General features: G+C 64.3%; 12 protein-coding genes. 6 read left to right on the top strand and 6 right to left on the bottom strand.

The annotated features are described in order from the left end of the window. Positions 1-92 precede the first annotated feature (92 nt). The 5 genes from ACN9M1_RS18180 to ACN9M1_RS18160 form a co-directional block, all read right to left on the bottom strand. A complete protein-coding gene (locus ACN9M1_RS18180; protein ID WP_426399960.1) occupies positions 93-794 on the bottom strand; it encodes a hypothetical protein in 702 nt (233 codons plus the stop codon). Between the two features lie 71 nt (positions 795-865). Continuing rightward, positions 866-1,372: a redoxin domain-containing protein gene (locus tag ACN9M1_RS18175; protein WP_426399959.1), complete on the bottom strand. Its 507-nt coding sequence runs from the start codon at positions 1,370-1,372 to the stop codon at positions 866-868. Further along, positions 1,369-2,625: a sialidase family protein gene (locus tag ACN9M1_RS18170; protein ID WP_426399958.1), complete on the bottom strand. Its 1,257-nt coding sequence runs from the start codon at positions 2,623-2,625 to the stop codon at positions 1,369-1,371. The genes ACN9M1_RS18175 and ACN9M1_RS18170 overlap by 4 nt, the downstream gene beginning before the upstream one ends. After that, positions 2,625-4,928: a TonB-dependent receptor gene (locus ACN9M1_RS18165; protein WP_426399957.1), complete on the bottom strand. Its 2,304-nt coding sequence runs from the start codon at positions 4,926-4,928 to the stop codon at positions 2,625-2,627. Before ACN9M1_RS18165 ends, ACN9M1_RS18170 begins: the two co-directional genes overlap by 1 nt. An 83-nt stretch (positions 4,929-5,011) precedes the next feature. Beyond that, complete coding sequence (locus ACN9M1_RS18160) at positions 5,012-5,413, bottom strand: DUF2946 domain-containing protein (RefSeq protein ID WP_426399956.1); 402 nt, start codon at positions 5,411-5,413, stop codon at positions 5,012-5,014. Positions 5,414-5,585: 172 nt separating this feature from the next. Between ACN9M1_RS18160 and ACN9M1_RS18155 the strand changes: the two genes are divergently transcribed. Next, positions 5,586-6,776, top strand: a complete 1,191-nt coding sequence (locus ACN9M1_RS18155) for a hypothetical protein (RefSeq protein WP_426399955.1) — start codon at positions 5,586-5,588, stop codon at positions 6,774-6,776. Between the two features lie 79 nt (positions 6,777-6,855). Then, the gene (locus ACN9M1_RS18150; RefSeq protein WP_426399954.1) at positions 6,856-7,872 is read left to right on the top strand and encodes a TraB/GumN family protein; all 1,017 of its coding nucleotides are present in this window, start codon (positions 6,856-6,858) and stop codon (positions 7,870-7,872) included. A gap of 1 nt (position 7,873) precedes the next feature. Here ACN9M1_RS18150 and ACN9M1_RS18145 read toward each other — a convergent pair whose 3' ends face one another. Further along, complete coding sequence (locus ACN9M1_RS18145) at positions 7,874-8,827, bottom strand: sugar-binding transcriptional regulator (RefSeq protein WP_426399953.1); 954 nt, start codon at positions 8,825-8,827, stop codon at positions 7,874-7,876. Positions 8,828-9,030: 203 nt separating this feature from the next. Here ACN9M1_RS18145 and ACN9M1_RS18140 point away from each other — a divergent pair, with 203 nt between their 5' ends. The 4 genes from ACN9M1_RS18140 to ACN9M1_RS18125 are packed head-to-tail and all read left to right on the top strand — an operon-like array spanning position 9,031 to position 12,872. Then, entirely contained in the window at positions 9,031-10,389 is a 1,359-nt protein-coding gene (locus ACN9M1_RS18140) for an ABC transporter substrate-binding protein (RefSeq protein WP_426399952.1), read from the top strand. A gap of 28 nt (positions 10,390-10,417) precedes the next feature. After that, positions 10,418-11,365 (top strand): carbohydrate ABC transporter permease, encoded by a 948-nt coding sequence (locus tag ACN9M1_RS18135; RefSeq protein WP_426399951.1) that lies wholly within the window; start codon positions 10,418-10,420, stop codon positions 11,363-11,365. Beyond that, on the top strand, positions 11,362-12,183 hold the full coding sequence (locus ACN9M1_RS18130) for a carbohydrate ABC transporter permease (RefSeq protein ID WP_426399950.1): 822 nt from the start codon (positions 11,362-11,364) through the stop codon (positions 12,181-12,183). Before ACN9M1_RS18135 ends, ACN9M1_RS18130 begins: the two co-directional genes overlap by 4 nt. Continuing rightward, positions 12,180-12,872, top strand: a complete 693-nt coding sequence (locus ACN9M1_RS18125) for an HAD family hydrolase (protein ID WP_426399949.1) — start codon at positions 12,180-12,182, stop codon at positions 12,870-12,872. The genes ACN9M1_RS18130 and ACN9M1_RS18125 overlap by 4 nt, the downstream gene beginning before the upstream one ends. The last annotated feature ends 5 nt before the right edge of the window (positions 12,873-12,877 follow it).

The following is a 12,877-nucleotide window of genomic DNA, read 5'->3' as shown; positions in this document are numbered from 1 at the left end:
CTGCCCCCCGCCATACCCCAACGATGGGGGGTGCACACACACCCCACATTTCCATTTCGCAAAAATCCAGGCTGAAACACGCTTAACGCGGCTTACGCGCGAGCGTTGGCTTCGGACATCACGCGGATGCTGCGCTCGATACGGATCTGCACGATCAGCATCACCAGCATGATGAAGGCCGAGAACAGCGCGGCAATCATGTACAGCGAGATATAGACGCCCGAACGCTTGCCGTCGGCGTCCATCTTGGCGGCGTCCTTTTCGCTGGAAATGCGCGCCTGCTCTTCCGCATACGCCAGTTGGTAATCCGAGAACACCTTGTTGACCACCGTGTAGAACGATTCGACCGTGCCGGCTTGCTTGGCCACGTCAGCGCGGCTGAGCACCTGGTCCAGATACGCCGTTTGCGCGTTCAGGAACGCATCGCCCTGCTCGGGGTTGTCCAACGCGTTGGTCACGAGTTCACGCACTTCCGCCCGATCGAACTGGAACGACGCACCCAGCAGCGCCTTACCATGCTTGCTGATGACCGCAGCGAGTGCGGCTTCATGCTTGTCCGCGCCGGCGGACGGCTTGGCGGCTTCATCGCCCGCGCTCGACTTCTCGTCATCCAGCTTGAAAGCGGAAGCCTTGATGTTGATGGCCTCGGACACCGCCTTGGGCTTGGCGTTGTAATCGCTCACGGCGCTCACCACCAGCAACACCACACCCACCAGAACCACGGTTGCCAACGCCAGCACCAAAATCCGCATCAATTGCAGATAGCCGCCTTCGACCTTATTGAGAACGCTCATTTCACTTCCCCTGTTGTTAGATTTGGGGCGGCGATTATTCCAGAGTCCTCGTGCGGCTAGGTTAAGAGAACTTAGTATGCGAGCGCGGCATCCAGGGCCTGCGGCGTTAGCAGACCGCTCGACGCATGCCGCTTACCATCCGGGCGCAGGATGATCGTGCGCGGCATTTCGCCCTGCCAGCCGGGGTCAAGCGCGGCGCGCAGGCGCTCCGGCATGTCTTCGGCGTTGGCGTATTGCGGCACGCGTGCGAGGCCGATCTTGCTGTCGCGGGCCAACGGCGCCAGCGCGCGGTTCAGCATGTCCGCCTGGTCCGGGCTGTCCATCGACACCATCACCACATCCACGTTCTGTTTGGCAGAGCGCCGCCATTGCGCAATGCGCGCGATGTTCTCGCGGCAGTAGCTGCAATCGAGCGACCAGACCTCAACGATGAGCGGACGCGCCTGCGGCGTCTGCAGCAGCGCCGGCACATCGCGTGCGCGCAGCGGCTGGAATTGCAGCGCCCCAGCGGCCTGCACAGCAAGGGCGGCGGCGGACAACGCCACGCCCATCGCCAGCGATTTCCATCGACGGTTCATCGCGATGCCTCCAGGGTTGCGTTGGCCGGAACGGCGTCGGTCACGTCAATCAAGCGATAGCCCTCCGCCTGCGTACGCCATGACAGATAGACGTGGCCATCACGCACAAGCAGTTGCGGATGATCGTTACCGCCATCGGTACTCGCCACGCTCGCAGGCACCGTCCAGTGCGCGCCGCCGTCGGTCGACTTGCGCAGCAGGATCTGCATGCGGTCATCGGCAAATTGCTTCCACGCGAGCCACAGCGCGCCATCGGCCGCCAGCAATGCGGGATGCGAGGCCTGTGCTCCCGCCTGCGCGGAACCTGCAAAAGCCCAAGCACCGCCGATCGGCTTTCCGTCGGCCGAGAGCCGGCTATAGAACAAGCCGGGCTTGTCGTGCATGACCGAGAACCACGCCATGTGCCGCACCCCATCGGCCGTAACGGCCAGCGCCGGCCCGTGGTGCGGACACGCATCAACGCGCCATTCCGAGAACGTCGCCCGCGTAACGGCAACTTGCTGGCTATCAACCGGCAATGTCGCCAAGGCGTGATCGCGAATCTGCCCTGCAAACACGTTGCGCCACAGTACGAGCATGTGGCCGTCGGCGTCAGGCGCCAGCGCAATGCGGCAACACTCGCAGGTCTGGTCGATGACCTTGCGCTCGGGTGCAAAGGTGGCGCCACGGTCGGTCGACACGGTGTAGTACACCGCCGCGCCGTCATACGGCTGCTTGGCGGCCTGCGCGCGCAGCAGGTCGCGCTTGTCGATCCACGTGACGAAGATGCGGCCGGCGCTGTCGACCGCAATCGAATCGAAGCGGTGCGTGATCGGCTGCCGGTCGTGGTGGACCGTCACCGGCGCGCTCCATGTCTTGCCGCCGTCGAGTGAGCGCGAGAAGCGCACGAACCCCGTGTATGGCGCATCGAGCGGGCGGGACCAACTGATGTACAGCGCGCCGTCGGGGCTGACGATGACTTTCGGGCGGTTCTCGCCGTCGGTATAGATCGGCTCGGGTTGCGGGTTCACGCGCTGCGGTTTGGAGAGCGTCTTGCCGAGGTCATCAGACGAAGCGACCACCACGTGCTGCCCTTCTGCCCACGTCACCCACAGGCGGCCCGCCTTGTCGAACGCGGCTGTCGTAGCGAGTTGCGGTTTGGCTGCTGCGGTCTTGCCTGCCATCGCGCCGTGGTCATGACCTTCGTGTGCGAGCCCAGCCGTTACCGCCAGGGCCAGCAACGCACCCACAACGAATCGAGAAATCGGGTGCATTACAGACGCCATTTCAGTTGTCCATAGAAGGTGCGCGACGGGTACGGGTGGTACACGAAATACCGGCGGTCCGTCAGGTTGTCGATGCCCAGCGCCAGCGTGAAATGCTTGTCGACGCGGTAGCTGGCTTTGAGATCCACGGTGAAGAAGCTGCTGGTACCACCGTAGACGTTGGGCAGCACGTCGGTGTTGTCGAGCGTGCCGTATTGCCGGCCGGAATAGCGCACCCCTGCGCCCACCGTCCAGTCCGGCGTGGCGTGCCAGCTGGCAAACAGGTTGGCGCGCACGCGCGGCATGCGCGGCCAGGTCTTGTCGACGTAGGTGGGGTTGGCCGCGTCAGCCAGCGTTTTCGATTGCGTGAAGGCAACATTGGCTTCGACATCCACGCCGCGCACGCCCGCGCCTTGCAATACGTCTTGCCCCGAATACGCCAGTTCGATGCCGCGCGTGCGTACGCGGTCGACGTTCTGCACGTTCGTCACGTTGGGCGTCACGAGGATGTTGGTCTGCGTGTAGATGCTGTCGCGCACGTCGCTCTGAAACAGGCTGGTACGCAGCACGCCGTACGGCACGGCCTGTTCGACGGTGAAGTCGAAGTCATTGGCGCGCTCGGGCTTGAGGTTGGGGTCGTTGTTGACGATAGTGTTGCCGCTGATCGTGCCCTGAAACAGCTCCGCCACCGTCGGGAAGCGCACCGCACGGCCGTACGACAGACGCAGCAGCGTGTCTTGCGTGGCCTGCCATTGGATGGCCGCCTTGGGCGAGAACGCGTCTTCGGCACGGCTGGCGTAACCAAACGTGCTACTGTCGTTGCCGAGCTGGCCGTTATAGGCGCGCCAGTTCTCATAGCGCAGGCCCAGCGTCGCCAGCCAGCGCGGCGCAAAGGCCCAGGCGTCTTGCAGGAAGACGGCCTGCGTCTGCGTATCGCCCTGGTAGCTGGATTTCAGCGTGGACAGCGTTTCCGTCGACCAGTTGGTCGCGTTGAACGTCTGGTTGCGCAGGTGGTACTGGTCGTAGTGATAGCCGGTCGTGAAGGTATGGCCCACCACCGTGGGCGACGTCGCCTTGATGTCGAAGTTCGACCACCCCGTGCCGTCGCCATAAAACACCGTGCCGGGGCCATTGTTGGCTGCGGTGTTGGACGCACGCAGGATGTCGCGCGTGACGTTGTAGGCCGAGGCGTTGGTATCGATCTTCCAGCCGCCGAGCTTGCCTTTCACGCCCAGGCCGTAGAGCCAGTTTTCCTGGTCGCCGTTTTGCGGGGCGAAGGTGTTCTGGGCGATCGTGTATGGCGTACCGTTGATCAGCACGTTCCCGCCCGTGACCACGTTGCCAGCAGCATCACGCAAAAAGCTGATCGCCTGATCGTTGAAGTGGTTCTCCCAGTGGCCAAGCGTGAGCGAGGCTTCTAGGCTGTCGCTGAAGACGTAGCCGAATCGCAGCGTTTCTTGCAACTGCTGCGTGCGCTCGAGCATCTGCGGCCCGAGGATCACGCGCGGCAAGCCGTTGGGACCGAGGTCCTGCCGCGCACCCGTGACCGGCACCAGCGTGCCACCTGCCGTGAGCTTCGAATTGGGCGTGGCGTACTGCATCGGCTGGCTGTCGTTCTCCAGCCGATCCACCGACAGCGCATACCAGAACTTGCCGATGCGGTTGCCCAGCGATGCGCTCTCGTGGTTGCCCGTGACATTGCGCGAGAAGCCGTACGCATCGTTGTAGTGCTGGCTCATCACCTGCGTCTGCGCGGCGGCTTCGAATTTCTCCGGCTTGCGCAACGTCATCGAAATGGTCGTGCCCATCGAGTTGCCCGGCAGCAGCGCCGAAAACGGCCCGTACAAAATATCCACGCGCGCCAAGTCATCCGGCCCGACCATCGACCAGCGCGGCGGGTAGCTGTAGCTGGAGCCCAGCAGGTTCGAGAGCAGGATGCCGTCGGCGTACAGCAGGCCGCGCGCGCTCTGGATCTCGTTGAAATCGCGGCCGGCGAAGATGGAGTTGCGGTCGCCAATGAAGCGGCGACGCACCATCACGTTGGGCTGGTATTTGACGGCGTCTTCGGTGGTGACGACGTTGCGGTCGGCCAACTGATCAGCCGTTACGGTTTGTACGACGGCCGGCGTGTTGCGGGCGAACGGCGCGGGGGTAGCGCTGGCGCGCACCACCGTGGGTGCGAGTTCCTGGGTGGCGGACGCATCGTCAGCGGCAAAGGCAGACAGCGGTGCCGCTGCAACCAGCGCGAGCACGGCACGGCACACCAGCGTGCGCCTTGGCATGGCAGCCACGGCGCGCTTGGGCGAGGACATTCGAACGATCTCCGGAGTGCGATGGCGCCGGCCACAACAGGGGCCAGACGCAAAGGCGCCACGGAGTTCACCCCGCAGGCGCGTCAGATCGACAACAACGGAGAAGCGGGTGGCGCGCGACTCTCGGCCACGCGCAGTGCACTGCGCGCATACACCGGTGCCGGGCTGGCCGGCTGTCGCACGCGATAGACGAAATGGGCGGAAGGGACATCCAGCGCCGGCAGCGAGGCCAACGCAAACCCGGCCGCAAACCCCGGGCAATACAGGCAGTGCGCCACGCCGTGGTGGGCCGCCGAATCGCCTGCAGCACCATCGCCCTGCAGGTCGACGGCAATCTGCACGGTGCTGCCATGCGGTGCGGTTGCGCTGCAAAGCTCAACGTCGAGCGTGCCTGCCTGCGCAGCGCGCGCAGAAGCAAGCACCGGCGACAGTACGTTCAGTACGATCGCAAGCCAGACGAGGAAGAGCCAGCGGCGATGGAGCATGGGGCGGCGGAAGAGTTGCGCGAGTATAGCGCTGCACAAGAGTTCACATTTTGCCTGCGGCAAGCTGTCGCGCAATGCAGGATTTCTTAGCAGCTTAGTCGAATTAGCCCTAATTATTGAATCGACTATAATTTATACCGACTTCCATAATCGAGTCTAAAACAGGACTGCCATGGATTCCGACACCGATACCGGCCGCTTCAACTTCCACCGCCAGGACCTCGCCAACACGCTATGCGACAGCCTGGAGGGCAAGGGCCTGGCCGACGCGCGCTCCGGGCTGTTTCTGGCAGCGCCACGGCGCACGGGCAAAAGTACGTTCCTGCGCGAAGACCTGGTGCCCGAAGTCGAGCGCCGCAAGTGGATCGCCATCTACGTGGATTTGTGGGCCGACCGCGCCCGCGACCCTGGTCTGCTCATCGCCGATGCCATCAAATCGAAGCTCGCCCAGTTCGACGGGCCGATCGCCAAGCTGGCCAAGCAGGCCGGCATGGAGAAGGTGGACGTGCTGCGGACTTTCACCTTCAACCTCGGCAAGATCGGGCTACCCGAGGGCATCACGCTGGCCGATGCGCTGGATGTGCTCTACAAGGCAGTCCAGCGGCCTGTCGTACTGATCATCGACGAGGCGCAGCACGCGCTATCGACCGAAGCCGGCACCAACGCCATGTTCGCGCTCAAGGCGGCGCGCGATCAGATGAACCAGGGTGTGGCAGAGCCGCGGCTGTTCCTCGTCTTCACGGGGTCGAACCGCGACAAGCTCGCCAATCTGCTGCTCAATCGCACGCAGCCGTTCTTCGGCTCGCGCGTGACCAACTTCCCGCTGCTGGGGCGGCCGTATGTGTCGGCGTACACGGCGTGGGTGAATCAACACCTGGCGCCCAACAACCAGTTCAAGGAAGACGATATGTTCGCCGCCTTCCAGCTGGTTGGGCACCGGCCGGAAATGCTCAAGGGCATCGTCAGCGAGATCGCGCTGGAGCTGGGCGAGGCAGCCAATCTGGGCGAATTGCTCAAGCGCGGCGCACAGGGCATCCGCGACCGCATCTGGGGCGAAATCGAAAGCGACTACAGCGCACTGACCGAGATCCAGGGCGCCGTGCTGGCGGTGTTGATCGAGCGTGGTGAACACGGGGGCGGCTACTCGCCGTTCTCGGAAGAGTCGATGAAGGCGTATGCCGCGCGTCTGGGCCACAGTGATTTTTCCACCGCCACGGTGCAGGCCGCACTCGACGCGCTGCGCGACAAGAACCTGATCTGGAAGGAATCGCGCGGCGCCTATGCGCTGGAAGACGAAAGCCTGGCGTTGTGGTTCCGCGAAACACGGGGCGCGCATGCCGTGCCACCGCGTCTGAGCCCATAGCCGGGGGCGCCGTCGATTGCGCCCTAGTTGTCGACGACTACACTTCGCACATCAAACACAAAAAACGGGGAGTTACGTGATGGCACGGAATCGCACCACGTGGCGCGCACTGGCGGCCGCGCTTGGCCTGCTGGTGGGCATCGGCACCGCCACGGCGCAAGACACACCGCCACCCACATCGACGCCAGACAACTGCCCGCCGCCCGCCACCAGCTTCGTCCCCAAGGACGGCTGGGCCGCCGCCGCGCAACGTGCGACCGACCACGGCCTGCTCTGGCGCATCGAGAAAGACGGCCACACCTCGTGGCTCTACGGCACCATCCACGTCGCCCGGGCCGATTGGATGCTGCCTGGCCCCACCCTGCGCGATGCGCTCAAACACAGCGACGCCATCGCGCTTGAACTCGACCTGCTCGACAAGGGCGACAGCCGCAAAGCGCTCGAAGCCGGCACCACCAACGACGAGCGCCGCCTGCTGACCGGTCGCCGTGGCCAACGCTTCAACAAGCTGCTTGCCACGTCATGCTTGCCCGAACCGGTGCTGACGCAGATCCGCAAGTTCCAGCCGACCCTGCAACTCGCCTCACTGGCCGTGCTGGGCGTGCGCACCGATGGGCTTTATCCCGACTTCGGTATCGACCTGTTCCTCACTACCTACGCCAAGGGCGCAAAGGTGCCCATCGTGCCGCTGGAAACTCTGAGCGAGCAGATGCGCGTGCTGAATGAAATCGTGCCGAAAAATGAAATGGCGCAGCAGTTCGACACGGTGCTCGACGCCATCGAATCGGGCGAAGCGCGTACGGAAACCTTGACGCTCGCCAACGCCTGGGCCGAGAGCGACCTCGATACGCTGGAGCACTATCCGCAATGGTGCGATTGCCTGAAAACGCCATCCGACAAGCGTGCCTTCCAGCGTCTGGTCACCAACCGCAACCGCGCCATGGCGGAAAACATTGCGCGCGTGCATGACAGTGGGCAGCGCGTATTCGGCGCCGTGGGCGCGCTGCATATGATCGGGCCCAAGGGCATTCCGGCCCTGCTGGCGGCGCGTGGGTTTACGGTGACGCCGGTGTTGCCGCCGGCATCCGGGCGCTAACTCAGCCTGTTGCTTGCAGGATCTGCTGCGCGCAGGCTTCGTCGGTCACCAGACCGGTCAGCCACCCACCGCGCAGGGCCGCTGCGATTGCACCCGCCTTTGCGATGCCACCGGCCAGGGCGATCACCGGGCGCGCGGGCATCGGCTTGAGCGGAAGGCTGGTGATGCGCGTCTGCAGCGGCAAATCCAGCAGGCGGCCGTGGGCGTCGATCGGGCGGCCAATCAGTTCGCCCGCTGCACCATGTGCCAGCAGCTCCTCCACATCTTGCGCGCTGATGAAGCCATCCACCTGCAACGCGCAACCCGGCGCGATCGTGCCAACGCCGATGAACGTGACATCCGCCTGCGCGGCCAGATCGGCCACCACGCCATAGAGCCGGTGCTGGCACCACTGACGTGTGTCTTCCGCGCTGTCGGCCACCAGCGGCGCGGGTAAGAGGTAATAGCGGCTACGGGTCTTCTCTGCCGCAGCCAGCGCCACGTCATAGCGGTTGGACGAGCCATCCGCCGCAATCGCCCCGACCATGGACACGATGCGATGCTGTGGCCGGTCCAGATCGGGCAGTTGGTCAATCGCGGCACGCAGCGTACGGCCCGAGCCAACACTCACCACACGCGGCGCCTCCGCCAGCAGGTAGCGCTCCATGGTCTCCGCACCCGCCACCGCGATCATGCGCTGGGCGGTTTCGGCATCGTCCGCGGCGGCTGGCACCACGTGACAGGTCTCCAGCCGGAAGCGGCTGCGCAGGCTTTCCGCCAACTCCAGACACGCTGACACTGGGTGCGTCACACGCACCTTCACCAACCCGTGCTCCACCGCATAGGCAACCAGCCGCTGGGCGATCTGGCGCGACACGCCCAACTGCTCGGCAATGTCATGTTGCGTGTGGTTGCCCACGTAGTAGAGCCACGCCGCGCGGGCGGCCTGATCTCGTTTCTCTTGCTGCTTGGACACGCAGCGTCTCCTCTAGAACCTCGGCGATATGAGATCGCATCCTAGCGCGTTTTTATGTGCTTTTGCCCTCTCAACGAGCATTTGCTTGACAAGCACGAAACCACATCCGATTATTTGCTCACAACACGGACAATTGCTCACGCCCTCGCAGCAAGTCCGGACGATGCGCCCGCATCGTCACATTCCAAAAAGGAGACGACTGCATGTTCCGCACGCTTTTGCGCGGGATGGCCCGCCCATCCCATCTACTCAAGCTGACTGTTTTCGCGGCCCTCCCCGCCCTTTCCGCTTTCTCCGTCGCCACGGCATACGCCGCGCCCACCACGCTCACCATCGCCACGATCAACAACCCCGACATGATCGTGCTGCAAAAACTGTCGAGCCAGTTCGAGCAAGCGCACCCCGACATCAAGCTGCGCTGGGTCACGCTGGAAGAAGGCGTGTTGCGCCAGCGCGTGACCACCGACATCGCCACCGGCAGCGGCCAGTTCGACCTGATGACGATTGGCGGCTACGAAGCGCCGCTGTGGGCCAAGAAAGGCTGGCTCGTGCCGCTGGACATGCCCGCCAGCTACGACGCGGCCGACCTGCTGCCCACCGTGCGCGATGGCCTGTCGCAAGGCGGCAAGCTCTACGCCGTGCCGTTCTATGCAGAAAGCTCGATGACATACTACCGCCGTGACCTGTTTGACGCGGCTGGCCTAAAGATGCCCGAGCAGCCTACGTACGATGACATCACCAAGTTCGCGGCCAAGCTGCACGACCCGGCCAAAGGCGTCTACGGCATCTGCCTGCGCGGGCGCGCGGGCTGGGGCGAGAACATCGCGCTGGTGTCCACCATGGTCAACACATTCGGCGGCCGCTGGTTCGACGAAAAATGGCAGCCGACCATCGATACGCCGCAGTGGAAACAGGCCGTCAACACCTACGTTGATCTGCTGAAGAAGTACGGCCCGCCGGGCGCCAGCAGCAATGGCTTCAACGAGAACCTCGTGCTGTTCTCGGGCGGCAAGTGCGGCATGTGGATCGACGCCACCGTCGCCGCCGGCATGGTCAGCAGCGCAAAGGATTCGAAGGTGGCCGACAAGGTGGGCTTTGCCAACGCGCCAATTGCAGCAACACCCAAGGGCTCGCATTGGCTGTGGATCTGGGCGCTGGCGGTGCCGAAGTCGTCGAAGTCGCCGGAGGCGGCCAAGACGTTTGCCGCGTGGGCAACGTCCAAGGAATACATCCGTGCGGTTGCCAAGGCCCAGGGCTGGAGCGAGGTGCCACCGGGCACGCGGGCATCGACGTATGACGATCCGGCTTACCAGAAGGCAGCGCCGTTCTCGAGCTTCGTGCGCCGCGCCATCGAGACCGCCAACCCGAACGACCCATCCGCGCAGAAGGTGCCGTACACCGGCGTGCAGTTCGTGACCATTCCGGAGTTCCAGTCGCTGGGCACGGTGGTGGGCCAGGCCATTGCCGGCGCGCTCACCGGCAAGACAACCGTGGACGATGCGCTGCGCGTTTCGCAATCGCAGGCCCAGCGTGCGATGCGCCAAGGCGGCTACCTGAAGTAATGCAGCGGCGGCTGCGCCCGGAGGTTTCATGGAACACGTATTGGAGTCACACGTGAATGGCGTGGGTGGCACGCCGTCCCCGGTGTCGGTGCCGACGCAGCGCACGCGGCGCTGGCTGCCGACGCTGTTGGTCTCGCCATCGGTGCTGGTGCTGCTGCTGTGGATGATCGTGCCGCTGGCGATGACCCTGTATTTCTCGGTCAGCCGCTACAACCTGCTCAACCCCGATCAGACCGGCTTGGCTGGCCTCGACAATTACCGCTTCCTGATCGAAGACCCGGCCTTCTGGCCGGCCATCGGCAATACGCTGGTGCTGATTGGGTCGGTGCTCGTCATCAGCGTGGTGGCGGGCACGTTGCTGGCCGTGCTGTTTGACCAGCCGTTTGCGGGGCGCGGCGTGGCGCGCATCCTGGTCATCAGCCCGTTCTTCGTCATGCCAACGGTGGCGGCGCTCATCTGGAAGAACATGATGCTGCACCCCGTGTACGGCCTGGCCGCATGGGTCGCACGCCTGTTCGGCGCCGAGCCCGTGGACTGGCTGGCCACGCATCCGATGCTCTCCGTCATCATCATCGTCGCGTGGCAGTGGACACCGTTTGCCTTCCTGATTCTGCTCACCGCGCTGCAATCGCTCGACCCCGAGCAGAAGGAAGCGGCGCAGCTCGATGGCGCAAGCCCGGTGCGCATCTTCTGGCACATCGTGCTGCCGCACCTGAAACGCGCGATTGCCGTGGTGGTGATGATCGAGACCATCTTCCTGCTCTCCATCTTTGCCGAGATCCACACGACCACCGCGGGCGGCCCCGGCACGTCCACCACCAACCTCGCCTACTTCGTCTACAGCCTGGGTTTGCAGCAGTTCGATATCGGCATTGCGTCGGCCGGCGGCATCGTCGCCGTGGTGCTGGCGAACGTCGTGGCGTTCTTCTTGGTCCGCATGCTGGCCCGCAACCTGAAGGGAGTGCACGAGCAATGAGCACGCTGACGACGACTTGGCGCACACGGCTTGCCGGCGTGCTGGCCTGGGCGATTGCCCTAGCGCTGTTCTTCCCCATTGCGTGGGCGGCGTTGACGGCGTTCAAGACCGAGCAGGATGCCTACACGCCCACGCTGTGGTTCACGCCCACGCTCGATAGCTTCCGTGAGGTGCTGGAGCGCGCGCACTACCCCAGCTTCCTCGGCAATTCGCTGGCGGTGTCGGTCATCTCCACGTTGCTGGCATTGGCGATTGCCATTCCGGCTGGGTATGCGATGGCCTTCTTCCCGAACAAGCGCACGCAGCAGGTGCTGTTGTGGATGCTCTCCACGAAGATGATGCCGGCTGTGGGCGTGCTGCTGCCGGTGTATCTGCTGGCAAAGACGGCTGGGCTGCTGGATTCGATTACCGCGCTCGTCATCGTCTACACGCTCGCCAATCTGCCGATTGCCGTGTGGATGGTCTTCACCTACTGCAACGACGTACCACGCGAGATTCTGGAAGCCGCGCGCATGGACGGAGCCAACCTCTGGCAGGAACTCGTCTACGTGCTGCTGCCGACGATGCTGCCCGGGCTGGCTTCCACCGCGCTGCTCCTGCTGATCCTGTCGTGGAACGAGGCGTTCTGGAGCCTGAACCTCACCAGCATTGACGCAGCACCGCTCACGGTATTCATCGCGTCTTACTCGAATCCGGAAGGGCTGTTCTGGGCGAAGCTCTCGGCCGCCTCTGTACTCGCCATTGCGCCGATCCTTATGCTGGGTTGGTTGGCGCAACGCCAACTGGTGCGCGGCCTGACGTTCGGGGCCGTCAAATGAACACGCTTGCACCCGCCTACCTGATCTGCGATTGCGACGGCGTGCTGATCGACAGCGAATCGGTGGCGCTGCGCGCGCTGATCCGCACGCTGGGTCCGCATGTGCCCCATCTTTCCGCTTCGGCGCTGGAGGCAATGCTGGAGCCGCGCCTCGGCATGAACACGATGGCGTTGCTGAGTGAGCTGCAGAACAGCATCGGCTTCCAGCTGTCCGATGTGCAACTGGCCGACGTGCTAGCCGATGTCGAGCACGACTGCGCGACGCAATCGCAACCGGTGCCCGGCATCGCCAACCTGCTCTCCACCCTGCCGCAGCCGAAGGCCGTTGCCAGCAACAGCAGCCGCCCGCGCATAGAAGCCAGCCTGCGCCGCGCCGGCCTGCTCGACGTGTTTGGCCCGCACATCTACAGCGCGTATGAAACACCGCGGCCCAAGCCGGCGCCTGACGTATATCTCGCCGCGTGTGCTGGCCTGGGTGCGAGCCCGGCCCAATGCCTGGTCATTGAAGACAGCGACACTGGCGTGCGCGCCGCCCGAGCGGCCGGCCTGACCGTCTTCGGCTTTGCCGGCGTCGCGCATGTACCGGCCGTTGCCACACAGCGCCTGCTGGCTGCCGGTGCACGCCACGTCTTCACCGATATGCGGGCCCTGGCCGACGCCCTGACGTCGACCCTCGCCACGCCCGCCTGAACCGA

It is taken from the genome of Ralstonia sp. R-29 (assembly GCF_049913345.1).
Taxonomy (GTDB): domain Bacteria; phylum Pseudomonadota; class Gammaproteobacteria; order Burkholderiales; family Burkholderiaceae; genus Ralstonia.
The sequence above is the reverse complement of the archived record's forward strand: the minus strand, read 5'-3'. Positions and strand labels throughout refer to the sequence as shown.